Annotated in this window: 17 protein-coding genes; 13 read left to right on the top strand and 4 right to left on the bottom strand. The window is 62.9% G+C overall.

Annotated elements, in window-relative coordinates:
- Positions 1–24: 24 nt before the first annotated feature.
- From JQ575_RS26370 to JQ575_RS26315, 12 genes are all read left to right on the top strand, one after another.
- Positions 25–672 (top strand): arylesterase, encoded by a 648-nt coding sequence (locus tag JQ575_RS26370; RefSeq protein ID WP_409364824.1) that lies wholly within the window; start codon positions 25–27, stop codon positions 670–672.
- Positions 673–818: 146 nt separating this feature from the next.
- The gene (gene thpR, locus JQ575_RS26365; protein WP_192739017.1) at positions 819–1,355 is read left to right on the top strand and encodes an RNA 2',3'-cyclic phosphodiesterase; all 537 of its coding nucleotides are present in this window, start codon (positions 819–821) and stop codon (positions 1,353–1,355) included.
- Between the two features lie 217 nt (positions 1,356–1,572).
- Entirely contained in the window at positions 1,573–2,760 is a 1,188-nt protein-coding gene (zapE, locus tag JQ575_RS26360) for a cell division protein ZapE (protein ID WP_212036051.1), read from the top strand.
- 243 nt (positions 2,761–3,003) lie between these two features.
- The gene (gene mdh / locus JQ575_RS26355) at positions 3,004–3,972 is read left to right on the top strand and encodes a malate dehydrogenase (protein ID WP_212036050.1); all 969 of its coding nucleotides are present in this window, start codon (positions 3,004–3,006) and stop codon (positions 3,970–3,972) included.
- A gap of 132 nt (positions 3,973–4,104) precedes the next feature.
- Entirely contained in the window at positions 4,105–5,301 is a 1,197-nt protein-coding gene (gene sucC / locus JQ575_RS26350) for an ADP-forming succinate--CoA ligase subunit beta (protein WP_212036049.1), read from the top strand.
- 2 nt (positions 5,302–5,303) lie between these two features.
- Entirely contained in the window at positions 5,304–5,780 is a 477-nt protein-coding gene (locus JQ575_RS26345; protein WP_212036048.1) for a DUF1579 family protein, read from the top strand.
- 36 nt (positions 5,781–5,816) lie between these two features.
- Positions 5,817–6,701 carry a succinate--CoA ligase subunit alpha gene (gene sucD, locus JQ575_RS26340; protein WP_212036047.1) on the top strand — a complete coding sequence of 295 codons (885 nt, stop codon included), beginning with the start codon at positions 5,817–5,819 and terminating at the stop codon, positions 6,699–6,701.
- 136 nt (positions 6,702–6,837) lie between these two features.
- Positions 6,838–9,807: a 2-oxoglutarate dehydrogenase E1 component gene (locus JQ575_RS26335; protein WP_212036046.1), complete on the top strand. Its 2,970-nt coding sequence runs from the start codon at positions 6,838–6,840 to the stop codon at positions 9,805–9,807.
- Between the two features lie 148 nt (positions 9,808–9,955).
- The gene (odhB, locus tag JQ575_RS26330) at positions 9,956–11,200 is read left to right on the top strand and encodes a 2-oxoglutarate dehydrogenase complex dihydrolipoyllysine-residue succinyltransferase (protein WP_212036045.1); all 1,245 of its coding nucleotides are present in this window, start codon (positions 9,956–9,958) and stop codon (positions 11,198–11,200) included.
- Between the two features lie 78 nt (positions 11,201–11,278).
- A complete protein-coding gene (locus JQ575_RS26325; RefSeq protein ID WP_212036044.1) occupies positions 11,279–12,028 on the top strand; it encodes an SDR family oxidoreductase in 750 nt (249 codons plus the stop codon).
- 36 nt (positions 12,029–12,064) lie between these two features.
- Positions 12,065–13,468 (top strand): dihydrolipoyl dehydrogenase, encoded by a 1,404-nt coding sequence (lpdA, locus tag JQ575_RS26320; protein ID WP_212036043.1) that lies wholly within the window; start codon positions 12,065–12,067, stop codon positions 13,466–13,468.
- Positions 13,469–13,503: 35 nt separating this feature from the next.
- Positions 13,504–14,034, top strand: a complete 531-nt coding sequence (locus tag JQ575_RS26315; protein ID WP_212036042.1) for a hypothetical protein — start codon at positions 13,504–13,506, stop codon at positions 14,032–14,034.
- Positions 14,035–14,092: 58 nt separating this feature from the next.
- On the opposite strand, the gene JQ575_RS26310 is transcribed toward JQ575_RS26315, so the two are convergent.
- Together JQ575_RS26310 and JQ575_RS26305 are read right to left on the bottom strand one after the other, a co-directional pair.
- Positions 14,093–14,683, bottom strand: a complete 591-nt coding sequence (locus JQ575_RS26310; protein ID WP_212036041.1) for a DUF4337 domain-containing protein — start codon at positions 14,681–14,683, stop codon at positions 14,093–14,095.
- Positions 14,684–14,799: 116 nt separating this feature from the next.
- The gene (locus JQ575_RS26305; protein WP_212036040.1) at positions 14,800–15,771 is read right to left on the bottom strand and encodes a tyrosine recombinase XerC; all 972 of its coding nucleotides are present in this window, start codon (positions 15,769–15,771) and stop codon (positions 14,800–14,802) included.
- A gap of 144 nt (positions 15,772–15,915) precedes the next feature.
- On the opposite strand from JQ575_RS26305, the gene JQ575_RS26300 reads away from it, so the two are divergent.
- Entirely contained in the window at positions 15,916–18,126 is a 2,211-nt protein-coding gene (locus tag JQ575_RS26300; RefSeq protein WP_212036039.1) for a primosomal protein N', read from the top strand.
- A gap of 160 nt (positions 18,127–18,286) precedes the next feature.
- Here the strand turns inward: JQ575_RS26300 and JQ575_RS26295 are convergent, their stop codons facing one another.
- Complete coding sequence (locus tag JQ575_RS26295; protein WP_212036038.1) at positions 18,287–18,910, bottom strand: MSMEG_1061 family FMN-dependent PPOX-type flavoprotein; 624 nt, start codon at positions 18,908–18,910, stop codon at positions 18,287–18,289.
- Positions 18,911–19,179: 269 nt separating this feature from the next.
- On the bottom strand, positions 19,180–19,677 hold the full coding sequence (locus tag JQ575_RS26290) for a septal ring lytic transglycosylase RlpA family protein (protein ID WP_212036037.1): 498 nt from the start codon (positions 19,675–19,677) through the stop codon (positions 19,180–19,182).
- Between the last annotated feature and the right edge of the window lie 212 nt (positions 19,678–19,889).

Below are 19,889 nucleotides of genomic sequence, written 5' to 3'. Positions count from 1 at the left end.
GTCGAGGGCCGGATAGGTATGTTCGTGCACATACTCGTGTTGATTATGGCCTTGATGACGACACAGACGGTTTTTGCGCAGACCCCGGTCACTGCCCCGGTAAAGCCTATCAAGATGGTCGTGCTCGGCGATTCCTTAAGTGCCGGCTATGGCCTAGCGGCGACCGGGGCGTTCCCCGTCCGCCTGCAAAAGGCGTTGGAAGCCAAGGGGATAAAGGTCGACATGATCAATGCCGGGGTGTCCGGCGACACTACCTCTGGCGGCCGCGACCGGCTCGACTGGTCGGTCCCCGAAGGAACCGAGGCCGTGATCCTCGAGCTCGGCGCCAATGACGCTCTGCGCGGTACTGACCCGGCCGTCACCCGCGCCGCGCTCACCGATATCCTGACCCGGCTGAAAGCCCGCAAGATCGCCGTTCTGCTGTGCGGGATGCTGGCGCCGCCGAATTATGGCAGCGAGTATGCGGCCCGCTTCAACGCGATCTACCCGGAGCTTTCGAAATCCTTCGGCGTGCCGCTCTATCCGTTTTTCCTGGAAGGCGTCGCCGCCGAGGCCAAGCTCAACCAGCCGGACGGATTGCATCCGACCGCTGAGGGCGTCGACACCATCGTGAAAAATATTCTGCCCAGTGTCGAGGCATTTCTTGGCGCGATCTCTGCGCAACGCAGCTGAAAATACAGCAGTGAATAACCCTACCCGATAGTTTTCCCCGTAGCTTTCCGGTCCAGTGGCGCCGGCTGCTTCGCAGGGTCATATAACTCAGGTAGAAATTGGTGATCGGTGATTCGTCATCGGGTTTCAGCATCGGGAGTCGAGCGATGCCGCGTTTGTTTGCTGGACTGGAAATTCCGGCCGAGATTGGCCAGACCCTTTCCAATTTGCGTGGCGGCCTTCCGGGCGCACGCTGGATCGATCCCGAAAATTATCACGTCACCTTGCGTTTCATCGGCGACATCGACGGCATGTCGGCGAATGAAATCGCCTCGATGTTGTTTCGGGTCAACCGCAAGCCGTTCGAGGTCAAGGTGCAGGGCCTGCAAAGTTTTGGCGGGCGCAAGCCGCGGGCGGTGGTTGCCTCCGTCGAACCGAGCCGGCCGCTGATCGAATTGCAGGCCGAACTCGAGCGGATGATGCAACGCATGGGGCTCGATCCCGAGGGGCGTAAATTCACCCCCCACGTGACGCTGGCGCGGCTGCACGACGCCTCGAGCCAGGATGTCGCCGACTATCTGTCGGTGCGCGGCTATTTCCCAAGCCGCACCTTCATGGCCTCGCGCTTCGTGCTGTTCTCATCGCGCGCCTCCACCGGCGGCGGCCCCTATGTAGTCGAGGATTCCTACGCCCTGAGTGCGTGAGGGCATCTCTTACCTCGCCCCGCTTGCGGGGAGAGGTCGGATCGCGCTTGCGATCCGGGTGAGGGGGTACAGGTCCATCGATAGATCACGCTCGCGGACAGAGCCCCTCACCCCAACCCTCTCCCCGTAAGAACGGGGCGAGGGAGAAGAAAGCGCATACCCCCACCACCAATTCACGGCTTGCAATTTTCGCACGCTTGGGGCCGTAAGGTGGGCCATGCTGTCGATGACCTCACCCACCTCGTTCCGCGCCCATTATCAGGGCCTGGTCACCTCCGGAGCGATCGAGGCCGACCCGGCGCAGGCCCGCGCTGCGGACGCCTTTGCGGCGCTGGAAGACCGGCTGTCGAGCTACAAGCCGCTGCGCAAGCAAAGCCTGCTCGGCCGGCTGTTCGCCGACAAGGACGAGCCGCCGCCGCGCGGGCTTTACGTCCATGGCGAGGTCGGCCGCGGCAAGACCATGCTGATGGATCTGTTTTTTCAGCAGAGCGCCATCGAGCACAAGCGCCGCGCGCATTTCCACGAATTCATGGCCGAGGTGCATGAGCGGATCTACGGCTACCGGCAGGACATCGCGCGCGGCGAGATCGCCGACGGCGATGTGATCGCGCTGACCGCGAATGCGATCTTCGATCAGGCCTGGCTGCTGTGCTTCGACGAATTCCACGTCACCGATATTGCCGACGCCATGATCCTGGGCCGGCTGTTCACAAAGCTGTTCGAACTCGGCACCGTGGTGGTGGCTACTTCCAACGTGGCGCCCGACGACCTCTACAAGGGCGGCCTGAACCGCGCGCTGTTCCTGCCTTTCATCGCGCAGATCGCCGACCACATGGACGTGCTGCGGCTCGATGCGCGCACCGACTTCCGGCTGGAAAAACTCGCGGGCGTGAAGATGTGGCTGGTGCCGGCGGATGACGCCGCCGGTGACGCGCTCGACAAGGCCTGGCGCAAGATGACCGGCAACGCGCCCTGCAAGGCGCGCGATATCGCGATCAAGGGCCGCATCCTGCGCGTGCCCTGTTCGTCGCACGGCGTCGCCCGCTTTGCCTTCGCCGAACTCTGCGAGCAGCCGCTGGCTGCGTCGGATTATCTTCGGCTGGCGCACGACTATCACACCATCCTCGTCGACCGCATTCCTGTCATGGACTACGCCGAGCGCAATCCCGCCAAGCGTTTCATCTCGCTGATCGACACGCTCTATGACAATGCCGTGAAGCTGATGGCCTCGGCGGAAGCCGACCCGGTGTCGCTGTATCTGGCCACCGACGGCAACGAGGCCAACGAGTTCAAGCGGACCTCGTCGCGGCTGATCGAAATGAGTTCCGAATCCTACCTGGCGCTCCCGCACGGGCGGAAGGATTCAGCCGCGAGCGGCTCCAGCACCGGGCTGGTCGAGACGTAGGTCTCTCCGCCGTCATTGCGAGGAGCGAAGCGACGAAGCAATCCATCTATCCCCGCGCGGCGATATGGATTGCTTCGCTTCGCTCGCAATGACGGTAGGGGAGGGCCGGTGGCATACCTGATCGAAATGAAGGCAAGGCCTACAATTGGGCACGCCGCGACTTGAACGTATCATTCGAAAGGGATAACCAGCCTCCCAGTTCACTCTCCATCCTCCTCTACGTCTCAGAAGGACAAATTTCCCATGGCGCGCGACAAGATTGCTTTGATTGGCTCCGGTCAGATCGGCGGAACGCTGGCTCACCTCATTGGCCTGAAGGAGCTCGGCGACGTCGTCATGTTCGACATCGCCGAGGGCGTGCCGCAGGGCAAGGCGCTCGACATTGCGCAGTCGTCGCCGGTCGACGGTTTCGATGCGCATCTCACCGGCGCCAATTCCTATGAGGCGCTCGACAACGCCAAGGTCTGCATCGTCACCGCCGGCGTGCCGCGCAAGCCCGGCATGAGCCGCGACGATCTGCTCAGCATCAACCTCAAGGTCATGGAGCAGGTCGGCGCCGGCATCAAGAAATACGCCCCCGACGCCTTTGTCATCTGCATCACCAACCCGCTGGACGCGATGGTGTGGGCGCTGCAGAAGGCTTCCGGCATGCCGCACAAGAAGGTGGTCGGCATGGCCGGCGTGCTGGATTCCGCGCGCTTCCGTTATTTCCTCGCCGATGAGTTCAACGTCTCGGTCGAGGACGTCACCGCCTTCGTGCTCGGCGGCCATGGCGACACCATGGTGCCGTTGACGCGCTACTCCACCATTGCCGGCATTCCGCTGCCCGACCTCGTCAAGATGGGCTGGACCTCGCAGGCGCGGATCGACGAGATCGTCGATCGCACCCGTAATGGCGGCGCCGAGATCGTCAACCTGCTGAAGACCGGTTCGGCCTTCTACGCCCCGGCGGCTTCCGCCATCGCGATGGCCGAGAGCTATCTGAAGGACAAGAAGCGCGTGCTGCCCTGCGCCGCCTATCTCAACGGCGAATACGGCGTGAAGGACATGTATGTCGGCGTGCCCGTCGTGATCGGCTCGAAGGGTGTCGAGCGCATTGTCGAGATCGAGCTGGCCGGCAAGGACCGGGAAGCCTTCGACAAGTCGGTCGGCGCCGTGCAGGGCCTGGTCGACGCCTGCAAGAACATCGCGCCCGATCTGTTGGGTCGTTGATTTTGTTGAGCTTTCGCCCTGGAAACGGGGCGAAAGCATTTTCGGGGTTGCAGTTCCTTTGGTATATGGTATGCCAACTACCAATACCGGCGGGCTGTAGAGCTTGCCGCAGAAGGTTTGGGGAGCGTCCAGATGAATATCCATGAATACCAGGCCAAGGCGTTGCTGCATGAATTCGGGGTACCGATTTCGCGCGGTGTGCCAGTCTTGAAGGCCTCGGATTCGGAAGCCGCTGCCAAGGCGCTTCCCGGCCCGATCTGGGTGGTGAAAAGCCAGATCCACGCCGGCGGCCGCGGCAAGGGCAAGTTCAAGGAAGCTTCCGCGGGCGATAAGGGGGGTGTGCGCATCGCCAAGTCGGTCGCCGAGGTCAACGAGTTCGCCAAGCAGATGCTGGGCGCGACCCTCGTCACGATCCAGACCGGCGCCCACGGCAAGCAGGTCAACCGGCTTTACATCGAGGAAGGCTCCGACATCGACAAGGAGTTTTATCTCTCGATCCTGGTCGATCGCGAAACCTCCGAAGTCTCGTTCGTGGTTTCGACCGAAGGCGGCGTCAACATCGAGGACGTCGCGCACAACACCCCTGAGAAGATCATCACCTTCTCGGTCGATCCGGCCACCGGCATCATGGCCCATCACGGCCGCACGGTGGCAAAGGCGCTGAAGCTGACCGGCGATCTGGCCAAGCAGGCCGAGAAGCTGGTCGCGCAGCTCTACAAAGCCTTCACCGCCAAGGACATGGCGATGCTGGAAATCAATCCGCTCGTCGTCACCAAGCAGGGCGATTTGCGCGTGCTCGACGCCAAAGTCGCGTTCGACGACAACGCGATGTACCGCCATCCGGAAGTCGCGGCCCTGCGCGACGAGACCGAGGAAGACGCCAAGGAAATCGAGGCGTCGAAATACGATCTCAACTACGTCACGCTCGACGGCACCATCGGCTGCATGGTCAACGGCGCCGGCCTCGCGATGGCGACGATGGATATCATCAAGCTCTACGGCATGGAGCCCGCCAACTTCCTCGACGTCGGCGGCGGCGCGAGCAAGGAAAAGGTTGCGGCCGCCTTCAAGATCATCACCGCCGATCCGAACGTGAAGGGCATCCTCGTCAACATCTTCGGCGGTATCATGAAATGCGACATCATCGCCGAGGGCGTGGTCGCGGCCGTCAAGGAAGTCGGCCTAAAGGTGCCGCTGGTGGTTCGGCTCGAAGGCACCAATGTCGACGCCGGCAAGAAGATCATCCGCGAATCCGGCCTCAACGTGCTGCCCGCCGATGATCTCGACGATGCTGCGCAGAAAATCGTGAATGCCGTCAAGGGAGGCTAGCGATGGCTGACCGTCTCGCCGCACCGACTGCCCAGGAGGAACACCGCAAGCTCGCCGTGTTTGCCGGCGAATGGAGCGGTGAAGAGATGGTCTATCCCTCGCGCTGGAACGCGGGCGGCCCGGCGACCGCGCATGTCAAGGCGCGCATGGATCTCAACGGTTTCTACCTGATCCAGGACGCGGTCCAGATGCGCGACGGCAAGGAAACCTTCGCCACCCATGGCGTGTTCACCTACGACCGCGAGGACCGGCACTACAAATTGTTCTGGCACGATTCGCTCGGCTACTACTCGCCGGCGCCGGCCTCCGGCGGCTGGACCGGCAAGACGCTGATCCTCGTGCGCGGCTCGCTGCGCGGCAATGCGCGTCACGTCTACGAAGTCGTCGACGACAACAACTACACCATGAAAATCCAGTTCTCACCTGATGCGGAAGGCTGGGCCGACGTGCTCACCGGTACGTATCGGCGAATCCACTGATCCCGTCTCCGAACACCCAGGGAAGTAACATCCATCATGTCCGTTCTGATCGACAAGAATACCAAAGTCATCTGCCAGGGTTTTACCGGTAAGAACGGCACGTTCCATTCCGAAGCCGCGATCGCGTACGGCACCAAGATGGTCGGCGGCACCTCGCCGGGCAAAGGCGGTGCGACGCATCTGGGTCTGCCGGTGTTCGACACGGTCGCCGAAGCGCGCGAGAAAACTGGTGCGGACGCGAGCGTCATCTATGTGCCGCCGCCGGGCGCGGCTGATGCGATCTGCGAGGCGATCGATGCGGAAATCCCGCTGATTGTCTGCATCACCGAGGGCATTCCGGTGCTCGACATGGTCCGCGTCAAGCGTTCGCTGTCGGGGTCGAAGTCCCGCCTGATCGGACCGAACTGCCCGGGTGTCATGACCGCCGGCGAATGCAAGATCGGCATCATGCCGGCCAACATCTTCAAGCCCGGCAGCGTCGGCATCGTCTCCCGTTCGGGCACGCTGACCTATGAAGCCGTGTTCCAGACCACCCAGGAAGGCCTCGGCCAGACCACGGCCGTGGGCATCGGCGGCGACCCTGTCAAGGGCACCGAATTCATCGACGTGCTGGAAATGTTCCTGGCTGATCCGAAGACCACTTCGATCATCATGATCGGTGAAATCGGCGGTTCCGCCGAGGAAGACGCCGCCCAGTTCATCAAGGACGAGGCCAAGCGGGGCCGCAGCAAGCCGATGGTCGGCTTCATCGCCGGCGTCACCGCCCCTCCCGGCCGCCGCATGGGCCATGCCGGCGCGATCATCTCCGGCGGCAAGGGCGACGCCGGTTCCAAGACCGCAGCGATGGAATCGGCCGGAATCACGGTCTCTCCGTCGCCGGCGCGGCTTGGACACACCCTTGCCGAAAAATTGAAGTCCTAATTCAATTCTTGGTTCTTTTGGGCGGGAAGTTTCGCGCTAAATAGGGTAAAGGTGCTTTACCTCGCTGGTCCGGGCCTCCGGACCGGCCAAAGCGCCGTTTTCCACGCGCGAAGCCAAAAATTACCAGGACGCCACCATGTCTCGCCAGGACGCGAATGCCGCATTTGCCCTCTCCTCCTTTTTGCAGGGCACCAACGCCACCTACATCGACGACCTCTACGCCCGCTACGAGCAGGACCCGGCTTCGGTCGATCCCGACTGGCAGGAATTCTTCAAGAGCCTGAAAGACACCCCGGCCGACGTCCAGAAGAACGCCGAGGGCGCCTCCTGGGGCCGCGACAACTGGCCGTTGACGCCGCGCGACGAACTGACCTCGGCGCTGGACGGCAACTGGGCGCAGGTCGAAAAGGCTGTTGGCGCCAAGCTGGCGGCCAAGGCCGAGAACAAGGCCTTTGCCAAGGGCGCCGAAGTGGCGTCGGCCGACATCAACCAGGCGACGCGCGATTCGGTTCGCGCCCTGATGCTGATCCGCGCCTATCGCATGCGCGGTCATTTCCACGCCAAGCTCGATCCGCTCGGTATCGAGGCCCAGCGCGACCGCGAGGAGCTCGACCCGCGCAGCTACGGGTTTGCCGAGGCCGATTTCGACCGCAAGATCTTCCTCGATCACGTGCTCGGTCTGGAATACGGCACGCTTCGCGAAATCGTCGCGATCTGCGAGCGCACCTACTGCCAGACGCTCGGCGTCGAGTTCATGCACATCAGCAACGCGGCGCAGAAGGCCTGGATCCAGGAACGCATCGAAGGCCCGGACAAGGAAATCAGCTTCACGCCGGAAGGCCGGCGCGCGATTCTGAACAAGCTGATCGAAGCCGAGGGCTTTGAGAAGTTCTGCGACATCAAATTCACCGGCACCAAGCGCTTCGGCCTCGACGGCGGCGAATCGCTGATCCCGGCGCTGGAGCAGATCATCAAGCGCGGCGGCAATCTCGGCGTAAAAGAGATCGTGCTCGGCATGCCGCATCGCGGCCGCCTCAACGTGCTGACCCAAGTGATGGGCAAGCCGCACCGCGCGCTGTTCCATGAATTCAAGGGCGGCTCCGCCAATCCCGACGCGGTCGAAGGCTCCGGCGACGTCAAATATCACCTCGGCGCCTCGTCGGACCGCGAGTTCGACAACAACAAGATCCATCTGTCGTTGACCGCCAACCCGTCGCATCTGGAAATCGTCGATCCCGTCGTGCTCGGCAAGGTGCGCGCCAAGCAGGACCAGCATGGCGATCCGCCGGACATGCGGATTTCGGTGCTGCCGGTGCTGATGCATGGCGACGCCGCCTTCGCCGGCCAGGGCGTGGTCGCCGAATGCTTCGGCCTGTCCGACCTGAAGGGCTACCGCACCGGCGGTTCGCTGCACTTCATCGTCAACAACCAGATCGGCTTCACTACCTATCCGCGCTACTCGCGCTCCTCGCCCTATCCGTCCGACGTGGCGAAGATGATCGACGCGCCGATCTTCCATGTGAACGGCGACGATCCGGAAGCCGTGGTGTTCGCGGCCAAGGTCGCGATCGAATTCCGGCAGAAATTCCACAAGCCCGTCGTGATCGACATGTTCTGCTACCGCAGGCATGGCCACAACGAAGGCGACGAGCCGATGTTCACCCAGCCGGTGATGTACAAGAAGATCGCAACGCATCCCGGCACGGTCGAGCTTTACTCCAAGCGGCTGATCGCTGACGGCGTGCTGACCGAGGGCGAGGTCGAAAAGGCCAAGGCCGACTGGCGTGCCCGGCTCGATGCCGAACTCGAGGCCGGCTCGGGCTACAAGCCCAACAAGGCCGACTGGCTCGACGGCAAATGGGCCGGCTTCAAGTCCGCCGATCAGGAAGAGGATGCGCGCCGCGGTGTTACCGGCGTCGATACGGCTATCCTGAAGGATATCGGCCGCAAGATCACCAAGGTGCCCGACGGCTTCCGCGTTCACCGCACCATCCAGCGCTTTTTGGAAAATCGCGCCAAGGCGATCGACAATGGCGTTGGCATCGACTGGGCAACCGGCGAGGCGCTGGCATTCTGCACGCTGATGCAGGAAGGCCGGCACGTCCGCCTGTCGGGGCAGGACTCCGAGCGCGGCACCTTCTCGCAGCGCCATTCGGTGCTGATCGACCAGGAGGATGAGAGCCGTTACACGCCGTTCAATCACCTTAGCCCCGATCAGGGCCACTACGAGGTGATCAACTCGCTGCTTTCGGAAGAGGCGGTGCTAGGCTTCGAGTACGGCTATTCACTGGCCGAGCCGAATGCGCTGGCGATGTGGGAAGCCCAGTTCGGCGACTTCGCCAACGGCGCGCAGGTGCTGTTCGACCAGTTCATCTCCTCGGGCGAACGTAAATGGCTGCGCATGTCGGGTCTCGTCTGCCTGCTGCCGCATGGCTATGAAGGGCAAGGACCGGAGCATTCCTCGGCCCGTCTCGAGCGCTTCCTGCAGATGTGCGCCGAAGACAACATGCAGGTGGTCTATCCCACCACGCCGGCGAACTACTTCCACGTGCTGCGGCGTCAGCTGCATCGCGAAATCCGTAAACCGCTGATCCTGATGACGCCGAAATCGCTGCTGCGCCACAAGCGGGCGGTGTCACGGCTCGACGAACTCGGTAAGGACGCCACGTTCCACCGCATCCTCTACGATGACGCCCAGATGCTGCCGGACGAGAAGATCAAGCTGGTGGACGACGACAAGATCCGTCGCATCGTGCTGTGCTCGGGCAAGGTCTATTACGATCTCTACGAGGAGCGCGAGAAGCGCGGCATCGATGACATCTACCTGATGCGCGTCGAGCAACTCTATCCGGTGCCGCTGAAGGCGCTGGTGCACGAGCTCGCCCGCTTCAAGAATGCGGAAGTCGTCTGGTGCCAGGAAGAGCCACGCAACATGGGTGCCTGGCACTTCATCGAGCCCTATCTCGAATGGGTGCTGAACCAGATCCACGCGCCGAACAAGCGTCCGCGTTACGCCGGCCGCGCGGCGGCGGCTGCCACGGCCACCGGTTTGATGTCGAAGCACCTGGCGCAGCTCAAGGCGCTGTTGGATGACGCGCTGAACTAGCTTTTGCCAAAGTGGTGATGCCCGGGCGAAAGGTGCGAAGCACCGTCTTCACCCTCAAGTCGCGGGCATCCACGTCTTTCTTTTGATGACTGATTAAGGCGTGGATGGTCGGGACGAGCCCGACCATGACGCAAAGAGGAAAACACACATGACTGACATTCGCGTTCCGACGCTCGGCGAGTCCGTGACGGAGGCTACCATTGGCCGCTGGTTCAAGAAGGCGGGCGATGCCGTGGCGGTGGACGAGCCTTTGGTTGAGCTCGAGACCGACAAGGTCACCATCGAAGTCCCGGCGCCTTCAGCGGGCGTGCTGGGTGAGATCGCCGCCAAGGACGGAGAAACCGTCGCCGTCGGCGCGCTGCTCGGACAGATCAATGACGGCGCGGCAGGCGCCAAGCCGGCGGCCGCTCCCGCAAAGGCAGCTGCGCCGGCTGCGCCGCCGCCGGCCGCTGCCGCCGCAGCTGCTGCGGCGCCAAAGGCCGCACCCGCAGACGCGCCGCTGGCGCCGTCGGTGCGCAAACTTTCCGTCGAAAGCGGCATTGATGCCGCGACCGTGCCCGGCTCCGGCAAGGATGGCCGAGTCACCAAGGGCGACATGCTGGCTGCGATCGAGAAGGCCGCTTCGGCGCCGACGCCGGTCAATCAGCCCGCCGCCGCCGTGCAGGTGCGAGCACCTTCGCCCGCCGACGATGCCGCCCGCGAAGAGCGCGTGAAGATGACTCGGCTGCGCCAGACCATCGCGCGCCGCCTGAAGGACGTGCAGAACACCGCGGCGATGCTCACGACCTTCAACGAGGTCGACATGAGCCACATCATGGCGATGCGGACGCAGTACAAGGATGTGTTCGAGACGAAGCACGGTACCAAGCTCGGCTTCATGGGCTTCTTCACCAAGGCCTGCGTGCAGGCGCTGAAGGACATTCCGGCCGTCAACGCCGAGATCGACGGCACCGATCTGATCTTCAAGAATTACTACCATGTCGGAGTCGCCGTCGGCACCGACAAGGGCCTCGTCGTGCCCGTGGTGCGCGACTGCGATCACAAGTCGATCTCCGACATCGAAAAGAGCATCGCCGATTTCGGCCGCCGCGCCCGCGACGGTCAGCTCAAGATCGACGAGATGCAGGGCGGCACCTTCACCATTACCAATGGCGGCATCTACGGGTCGCTGATGTCGACGCCGATCCTCAACGCGCCGCAGTCCGCCATCCTCGGCATGCACAAGATTCAGGAGCGCCCGATGGCGATCGGCGGCAAGATCGAGATCCGCCCGATGATGTATCTGGCGCTGTCCTACGATCACCGCGTCATCGACGGCAAGGAAGCGGTGACCTTCCTGGTCCGCGTCAAGGAGAGCCTGGAAGATCCGGCGCGCCTGGTGCTGGATCTCTGAGCCAAGGGCGTTCGGATATCCGCTTTTGGGCGGGTATTTTGAGCGGTGTATTGAGCGCGTCGATGAATGGGGGCGGATGTGACGGATCGCGTTGTTGTCATCACCGGTGGTAGCCGAGGTATCGGCCGCGCCACCGCGATTGCCGCGGCGGCCCGCGGCTTTCGGGTCGTCGTCGGTTACGCCAGTAACGAGGCGGCGGCGAACGAAGTCGTTACCGAAATCGAGCGCAAGAACGGCAAGGCCGTCGCGGTGAAATGTGACGTTGCCGAGGAAAGCGACATCCTCGCGCTGTTCAAGGCGGCCGATCAGTTCGGTACGTTAGGGGCGCTCGTCAACAACGGTGGTATTGTCGGTCAGAGCGGCGTGCGTGTCGACGAGATGTCGGCCGAGCGCATCCAGCGCGTGATGGCGGTCAACGTTACCGGGTCCATCCTGTGCGCGCGCGAGGCCGTGAAGCGCATGTCGACCAAGCATGGCGGCAAAGGCGGCGTTATCGTCAATCTTTCCTCGGTGGCGGCGAGACTCGGTGCGCCGAATACGTATGTCGATTACGCGGCGTCGAAGGGCGCGGTGGATTCATTCACGGTCGGTCTCGGCCATGAAGTCGCCGGAGAGGGGATACGCGTCGCTGCGATCCGGCCCGGGCTGATCGATACCGAAATTCATGCGGCTGGCGGCGAGCCCGATCGTGCCCATCGTCTTGCGCACATGGTGCCGATGAAGCGCGTCGGTACCGCCGAAGAAATCGCCAATGCCATCGTCTGGCTGATGTCGGACGACGCTTCGTACGTCACCAGCGCCATCCTCGATGTATCGGGCGGCCGCTAATACCCTGTCATAGAATTCAGTTACGGGACTTCAATCATGGCTTCTTACGATCTCGTCGTCATCGGCACCGGTCCGGGCGGATATGTCTGCGCGGTACGCGCCGCGCAACTCGGCATGAAGGTCGCCGTCGTCGAGAAGAATGCGACGCTGGGCGGCACCTGCCTCAACGTCGGCTGCATGCCGTCGAAGGCGCTGCTGCATGCATCCGAGATGTTCGAGGAAGCCGGGCACTCCTTTGCAAAAATGGGCGTCAGCGTTTCCGCGCCGAAACTCGACCTGCCTTCGATGATGAATTTCAAGCAGCAGGGCATCGACGGCAACGTCAAGGGCGTCGAGTTCCTGATGAAGAAAAACAAGATCGACGTCATCAACGGCACGGGCAAGGTTCTTGGTGCCGGCAAGGTCGAAGTCACGGGCAGTGACGGCAAGGCGCAGACGGTCGAGACCAAGAACATCGTGATCGCCACCGGCTCCGACATCGCACGGCTGAAGGGCATCGAGATCGACGAGAAGCGCATCGTGTCGTCGACCGGCGCGCTGTCGCTCGACAAGGTGCCCTCACACCTGCTGATCGTCGGCGCCGGCGTGATCGGGCTCGAACTCGGCTCGGTATGGCACCGGTTAGGTGCGAAAGTCACCGTGGTGGAATTCCTCGATCGCATCCTGCCCGGCATGGACGGTGAAGTCGCAAAGCAATTCCAGCGCATCCTCGAAAAGCAGGGCTTCGCGTTCAAGCTCGGCGCCAAGGTCACCGGCGTCGACACGTCAGGCAAAACGCTGTCGGCCAAGGTCGAGCCGGCGGCCGGTGGTGCGGCAGAGGCCATCGAGGCCGATGTGGTGCTGGTCTGCATCGGTCGCGTGCCCTACACCGAGGGCCTTGGGCTGAAGGAGGCCGGTATCGCGCTCGACAATCGCGGCCGCGTCGAGATCGACGCGCATTTCTCGACCAGCGTGAAGGGCGTCTATGCGATCGGCGACGTGGTGGCGGGTCCGATGCTCGCGCACAAGGCCGAGGACGAAGGCGTGGCGTGTGCCGAGATCATCGCAGGGCAAGCCGGGCATGTGAATTACGACGTCATCCCAGGCGTTGTGTATACCACGCCGGAAGTTTCGTCGGTCGGCAAGACCGAGGAAGAGCTGAAGCAGGCCGGCGTCGCATACACGTCAGGCAAATTCCCCTTCACTGCCAACGGCCGCTCCAAGGTCAACCAGACCACGGACGGCTTTGTGAAGATTCTCGCAGATGCGAAGACCGATCGCGTGCTGGGCGTGCACATCATTGGTCGTGAGGCCGGCGAAATGATCCATGAAGCCGCCGTTCTGATGGAATTTGGCGGTTCCGCCGAGGATCTGGCACGGACCTGCCACGCGCATCCGACCCGCTCCGAGGCCATCAAGGAAGCCGCGCTTGCGGTCGGCAAGCGGGCCATCCATATGTGATCGATACCCGGCACACGCCGGGTCGAGTTGACCCGATGATGCGCCGCCTACTTAAGCCGTTATGGATTCTGCTTGCGGTCGTCTTCCTGATCGAAGCATGGCTGTGGGATCATCTCGAGCCGATCGTCGAGCGCATCATCGCGTGGATTCCGTTCCGCGCGTTCAAGCAATGGCTGTCCGCGCGTGTTGCGACGCTGTCGCCGGCGATGACGTTGATCGTATTTGTGGTGCCGGTGATCCCGCTGTTTCCGCTCAAGCTGGTCGGGCTGTGGCTGCTGGCGAATGAATATTGGATCAGCGCGATCGTCGTCATCGTTCTCGGAAAATTCGTCGGCGTCGGTGTCACCGCCTTCATCTTCGATGTGACGCGGCCGAAGCTGCTGAAGATGCAGTGGTTCAAAAAGATTTATGAGTTCATCATGATGCTGCGCGCCAGGGCAACTGCATTGGTCGAGCCGGTCAAGCACCGGATCGCCGAGATGTTGCGCGGCGACGGCGAGGGCTGGTCGGGCCGGATGCTGAGGCTGATCCAGCGCTTTCGCAAGCGCGTGCACGAAGCGCGGTAATCGAACTCACCCTCACAGATATCGGCTTCACCTCTCCCGATGGGAGAGGTGAAACAAGCTACATCAAATGAACGGCATGCGGCGCGAACAGGCCGATAAAGGTGAAGCCAATTCCGATCAGGGCCAGTGCGGCGGAACCCCAGGCCAGCACGATCATGCCGGTGATGATGGTCGCCGATGCCAGCACGATGCCGATCTGGAACGCGGCCGAGGCGACTTCGTAGTGATGGTACTTGGCCATCGCCTCGTCGCGCAAATGTTCGGCATGCTTGGCGCGCTTCATCAGCTCTTCCGAGCCTTCGCCGGTCTCCGGCTCCGAGCGATAGCGCGCCGCAGTCTTGGTCCAGTCATCGATCTGCTTCTGCAGCGCCGCCTTTGCGGCCGGATCGGTGGTGACCCCGAGGCTCAGCTTGGCGTGCTCCGCGGTGGCCTGAACCGTGGTGCGGCGGATGCTCTTGGCCTGGAAGAACGCCCAGAGGTTCGACGCCTCGACATTCTTGCTGATCGATTCGGTCTGCGCGCCCTTGCCGAGGGTCTCCGACAGCGCAAGAAACAGCGCAATGACGGCGATCAGCAATGCGATTCTCTTGTTGGAGCTGGAAGCGTGCTCGGCGTGCTCCGCGTGCTCCATACTTTCATGTGCGCCCATGTTTCCCTCCTGCCAGGTGACCTGCTTACGATTGCCGGAACCATTCGGCCAGCGCAAGGGGCGGGCAGGGGAAGTCCGCGATGTGACGATAGTATGTCGGCGCGCGGCGCGGGGCACTAGGCGCGCGGATGCGCCGTCTTGTACACTTCCAGCAGCCGCTCGCTGTCGATGCCGGTATAGATCTGCGTGGTCGAGAGCGAGGCGTGGCCGAGCAATTCCTGGATCGCGCGCAGATCGCCGCCGCGCGACAGCAGGTGGGTAGCAAAGGAATGCCGTAGCGCGTGCGGCGTCGCGCTGTCGGGCAGGCCGAGTGCGCCGCGCAGCCGCTCCATGGTCAGCTGGATGATTCGCGGGCTGAGCGGCCCGCCGCGCGCGCCGACGAAAATCGGTCCCTCCGGCGTTAGCGGATGCGGGCAGACCGCGGTGTAATCGGCGATCAGCGCCAGCACGTTCTGCAGCACCGGCACCATGCGGGTCTTGTTGCCCTTGCCGGTCACGATAATGACGTCGCCCTCGCCGGGCCGCGGCACGTCGCGCTTTTTCAACCCCAGCGCTTCGGAGATGCGCAGGCCCGAACCGTACAGCAGCGCCATCACGGCGGCGTCGCGCGCCCAGATCCAGGGATCGCGATCCTCGCCGGCGCGTTCGTCAGCATCGGCAAAACGTTTGGCGGCCGCCATCTGGATCGGTTTTGGCAGGCTCTTGCCGATTTTCGGCGCACGGATCGCCGAGAGCGCGCCGACCTTGCCCTTGCCTTCGCGCTCCAGGAAACGACCGAACGAGCGCAGCCCCGCCAGCGCCCGCATCAGCGAGCGGCCACCGATGTCGTCGGCGCGGCGCATCGCCATGAAGGCCCTGATGTCGCTGGCTTCCAGTGCTGCAAATCCCTTGAGCGTAACTTTTCGGCCCCAGTGCCCGCTAAGAAAAATAAGGCATTGGCGGAGGTCGCGGGCGTAAGCCTCCAGCGTTTTGGGCGACAGCCGCCGTTCGGCGCGCAGATGCGACAGCCAGCGCGTCATCTCCAGCGCCAGCGTCGGGTCGGCGCAATCAAGCTCGATCGGTTGAAGTGACGGAACAGGCTTGGTCATGGACTATGGGCGCCCTGATTCTCCTGATTATATCGCACCTCTTTCGTTTACCGTTCGCTAACTTGCCCCCGGATGAGCCGCTGCCTCTGGTTCTCGCCGCCGCGCGCCCTTAACTTGGCGTTTCCACCCCGAGCCTGATTCCCGATGGACCATTCGACGCGCAGCACCAGTTCCTCCGCCTCATCGACACGCGTCGTCGATGTGCTGGTGCCGGTTGCGCTCAATCAGGCCTATTCGTATCGCGTGCCGCGCGGCATGGAGCTGAAGCCCGGCGACGTCGTCTGCGTGCCGCTGGGGCCGCGCGAGGTGGTGGCGGTGGTGTGGGCTGACAACACCAATCCCGATCCGCGCCTGCATAACCGCCTAAAGGATGTCGGCGAAAAGCTCGACGTGCCGCCACTGAAGCAGGAACTGCGCTCGCTCGTCGATTGGGTCGCCAACTACACGCTCTCCGCGCGCGGCATGGTGCTGCGCATGAGCTTGCGGATGGGCGAAAATCTCGGCCCCGAACGGATGCGGCTCGGCGTGCGGCTGGTCGGTGAGCCGCCGCGGCGCCTGACGCCGGCGCGGCGGCGGGTGATTGACGTGCTGTCGGATGGCTTGCTGCACGGCAAGTCCGAAGCCGCACGGGAGGCCGGCGTCAGTTCGGGCGTGATCGACGGGCTGGTCGATGAGGGCACGCTGCAGATCGAGGCGATGCCGCCGCCGTTGGCGCCGCCGGCGCCCGATCCGTCGTTTGCCCAGCCGGAATTCTCCCGGCAGCAGCTCACCGCCGTCGATGCAATGCGGGCGCTGGCAGCTAGCGGCAGCTTTCACGTCGCGCTGCTTGATGGCGTCACAGGTTCGGGCAAGACCGAAGTCTATTTCGAGGCGATCGCCGAGATCATCCGCCGCGGCAAGCAGACCCTGATCCTGATGCCGGAGATCGCGCTGACAGGACAATTCCTCGATCGCTTCGCGCAGCGCTTTGGGGGGCGTCCCCTGGAGTGGCATTCCGAACTGACGCCGCGCACCCGCGCCCGCAACTGGGCGGCGATCGCAGCCGGCGAAGCGCCGGTCGTGGTCGGCGCGCGCTCGGCATTGTTCCTGCCCTATGCGGATTTGGGCCTGATCATCGTCGATGAGGAGCACGACCAGGCCTACAAGCAGGATGACGGCGCGCATTATCACGCCCGCGACATGGCGGTGGTGCGCGCGCATATCGCCAAAATCCCGATCATCCTGGCTTCTGCCACGCCGTCGATCGAGACCGAGGTCAACGCGCGCAAGGGGCGCTATCAGCGCATAGCATTGCCGTCGCGTTTCGGCGGCCAGCATATGCCGCATATCGAGGCGATCGATTTGCGCCGCGAGCCGCCGCCGCGCGGCCGCTTCGTCTCGCCGCGGCTGGCCGATTACATCGGGCAGGCGATCGAGAAGCGCGAGCAGGCGCTGTTGTTCCTCAATCGCCGCGGCTACGCACCGCTGACATTGTGCCGCGCCTGCGGGCATCGCTTCTCCTGCACGATCTGTGACGCCTGGCTGGTGGATCATCGCTTTCGCCAGCGGCTGGTCTGTCACCATTGCGGCTTCTCGATGCCGCGCCCGAATATCTGTCCGCATTGCGCTGCCGAGGAATCGCTCGCCGCCATCGGGCCCGGCGTCGAACGCCTGCAGGAGGAGGCCGCGCAACTATTCCCAAACGCGCGCACCATGGTGCTGTCGAGCGACCTGATCACCTCGATCGAAACCATGCGCAGCGAGCTGAACGAAATCGCCGAGGGCCGCGTCGACATCATCATCGGCACGCAATTGGTGGCGAAGGGCCATAATTTCCCGCGGCTCAATCTGGTCGGTGTCGTCGATGCTGATTTGGGCCTGAGCAATGGCGATCCGCGCGCGGCCGAGCGGACGTTTCAATTGCTCAACCAGGTGATCGGCCGCGCCGGGCGCGACCAGGGCCGCGGCATCGGTTACCTGCAGACCCATCAGCCCGATCATCCCGTGATGAAGGCGTTGGTCGCAAGCGATCGCGAGGCGTTCTATGCCACTGAAATCGATCAGCGTGAGCGATCGGGCTACCCGCCGTTCGGCCGGCTCGCCAGCCTGATCATTTCCGCCGGTGACCGGCCGACCGCCGAAGGTTTTGCGCGCAAGCTGGCCGCCATCGCGCCGATCGACGAGCGCATCCAGGTGCTGGGCCCCGCCGAAGCACCGCTGGCGGTGATCAAGGGCCGCTATCGCTTTCGGCTGTTGGTGAAGTCGCTGCGCAATGTCGATCTGTCGGACTATTTGCGCGAATGGCTTGCGGCGGGTCCGAAGACAAAAGGCAATCTCAAACTCGAGGTCGACGTCGATCCGCAGAGTTTTTTGTAAGGTCGTAGAAGTGTCGCCTCATCGTCATTGCGAGGAGCGAAACGACGAAGCAATCCATCTTTCCCTGTGCGGTGCTATGGATTGCTTCGCTTCGCTCGCAATGACGGATGAAAAAGCTTGCCGCAATTGATGAGCGACAGCCTGTCGCGGTAGATCAACATCAACCGTTCGACCACAGATTGGTCGTGTAGCCCTGCTCGACAAAGGCATCGATTTTCGCCGCCTGATCCTCGTCGGCGCCGGCCCTCGCCGCGAAGACTTTTCCGAACGAGATGCGCTTGGGTTCCGGCCAATGCTCGGGTTGCCAGAGCTTCGACCGGAGCACCGAGCGGGCGCAGTGGAAATAGCAGCGTTCGATGTGGATCCGGATCGCCAGCAGCGCCGGGCGGCCTTCCTTGCCAAGTGTCGCCAGCAGTTCGGCATCGTCAAAAATCTCGGCCCGGCCCGAGAGCCGCAGCGTCTCGCCGGTCCGGGGCCGCAGGAAAATCATCCCGATCCGGCCGGTCTCGATGATGTTCTGCAGGCCGAAGGCGAGGTTGTTGCCCGCTCGTTCCGGGAGCAGAACCGTACGTTCGTCTTCGACGCGGACAAAGCCGGGCTCGTCGCCCTTCGGGGACACCTCGATCGGCCCGTCGCGACCGGCCGTGGCCATCAGCCCAAACGGGCACGTTTGCAGGAAGTCGATCGCCTGTTCGTCGAGATAGGGAGCGATCTTGGCCTTGGTGGTCGCCCGTGGTTCGGGAAGAACACTTCTCAGTTGTTCCACGGTTTTGATCTGGCTCATGATCGATCTCGTCAGTGCTGGTTCAAGGGCTGCGGAAGGCCGTGCGCCTGTTGCGCGCAGAAACCTAGCACGATCCTCCTGCCACCGTTGTGGCCAGAGCGGCTCCGCGCTGTGCGGGCTGGGCAGCAAGTCGGGCGCCGCCAAATAAAAAGCCTGCCGTCATTTGGGACGGCAGGCCCTTATCGGTGCGCGAAAGATTCCGCGACCGTTACGCTACGCAACGCTTACCTGGTCTGTTGAACCGGAAACGGCGCTCGATCAGCTTGCTTTTAGGAGACGACCTCGGCGGTGACGCGGCCGACGCCCTTGGCGCGGGTCAGTCCGACGGCGCTGGCAGCGCCGGTCGAAAGGTCGAGCACGCGCCCCTTAATGAACGGGCCGCGGTCGTTGATGGTGACGATGACGCTGCGACCGCCATGGGTCACCCTGAGCTTGGTGCCGAACGGCAGGCTGCGGTGGGCGGCGGTCATGGCGTTCTGGTTGAAGCGCTGGCCGGACGCGGTCTTGCTGCCGGATTCATTGCCGTAAAAGGAAGCCATGCCCGAGAAGCTGCGCCCGGAGCTTGAGCCGATCGAGGCGTTGGCGTCCTGCCAGTTGCTCTGGGCCTTTTGGGCGTGGTGGGAATGATGATGGTGGTGACGGTGGTGCCTGAATTTGGCCGAAGCTTCGGTAATGCTGCCACCGGCCAGGAGAGTTGCGGCAATCAAAGCGAACGCTGTACGCGACCGGATGATAGATCCGGGCAGCAGCTTCATCGTATTCAACATATAAATAATCCCTCAGACAGTATTGCCACATATGTGACAAGTGGAACCCCCGTTCCCGTGTGTGAGATCGCCGTTTGATTAGCCAATGAGGCATGAATTGGGCAGTAATCCTCGTTTTCCTTCGGCTGACATATCTTGTTACGCAGATCAACTAATCGAATGTTCGTTATTAATACACTGCCTTAACGAATTATTAACCATTTCAATACTTG

The sequence above is a fragment of the Bradyrhizobium sp. JYMT SZCCT0428 genome, from assembly GCF_018131075.1.
In the GTDB taxonomy this organism is placed as follows: domain Bacteria; phylum Pseudomonadota; class Alphaproteobacteria; order Rhizobiales; family Xanthobacteraceae; genus Bradyrhizobium.
This window is presented reverse-complemented; position numbering and strand designations above follow the sequence as displayed.

What these genes read in the sequence shown, in the direction of transcription:
- thpR (WP_192739017.1), top strand. Translation starts at nt 819, where the DNA reads ATGCCGCGTTTGTTTGCTGGACTGGAAATTCCGGCCGAGATTGGCCAG.
- zapE (WP_212036051.1), top strand. Translation starts at nt 1,573, where the DNA reads ATGCTGTCGATGACCTCACCCACCTCGTTCCGCGCCCATTATCAGGGC.
- sucD (WP_212036047.1), top strand. Translation starts at nt 5,817, where the DNA reads ATGTCCGTTCTGATCGACAAGAATACCAAAGTCATCTGCCAGGGTTTT.
- JQ575_RS26295 (WP_212036038.1), bottom strand. Translation starts at nt 18,910, where the DNA reads ATGAGCCAGATCAAAACCGTGGAACAACTGAGAAGTGTTCTTCCCGAA.
- JQ575_RS26315 (WP_212036042.1), top strand. Translation starts at nt 13,504, where the DNA reads ATGATGCGCCGCCTACTTAAGCCGTTATGGATTCTGCTTGCGGTCGTC.
- sucC (WP_212036049.1), top strand. Translation starts at nt 4,105, where the DNA reads ATGAATATCCATGAATACCAGGCCAAGGCGTTGCTGCATGAATTCGGG.
- odhB (WP_212036045.1), top strand. Translation starts at nt 9,956, where the DNA reads ATGACTGACATTCGCGTTCCGACGCTCGGCGAGTCCGTGACGGAGGCT.
- JQ575_RS26305 (WP_212036040.1), bottom strand. Translation starts at nt 15,771, where the DNA reads ATGACCAAGCCTGTTCCGTCACTTCAACCGATCGAGCTTGATTGCGCC.
- JQ575_RS26290 (WP_212036037.1), bottom strand. Translation starts at nt 19,677, where the DNA reads ATGTTGAATACGATGAAGCTGCTGCCCGGATCTATCATCCGGTCGCGT.
- JQ575_RS26335 (WP_212036046.1), top strand. Translation starts at nt 6,838, where the DNA reads ATGTCTCGCCAGGACGCGAATGCCGCATTTGCCCTCTCCTCCTTTTTG.
- mdh (WP_212036050.1), top strand. Translation starts at nt 3,004, where the DNA reads ATGGCGCGCGACAAGATTGCTTTGATTGGCTCCGGTCAGATCGGCGGA.
- lpdA (WP_212036043.1), top strand. Translation starts at nt 12,065, where the DNA reads ATGGCTTCTTACGATCTCGTCGTCATCGGCACCGGTCCGGGCGGATAT.
- JQ575_RS26310 (WP_212036041.1), bottom strand. Translation starts at nt 14,683, where the DNA reads ATGGGCGCACATGAAAGTATGGAGCACGCGGAGCACGCCGAGCACGCT.
- JQ575_RS26300 (WP_212036039.1), top strand. Translation starts at nt 15,916, where the DNA reads ATGGACCATTCGACGCGCAGCACCAGTTCCTCCGCCTCATCGACACGC.
- JQ575_RS26345 (WP_212036048.1), top strand. Translation starts at nt 5,304, where the DNA reads ATGGCTGACCGTCTCGCCGCACCGACTGCCCAGGAGGAACACCGCAAG.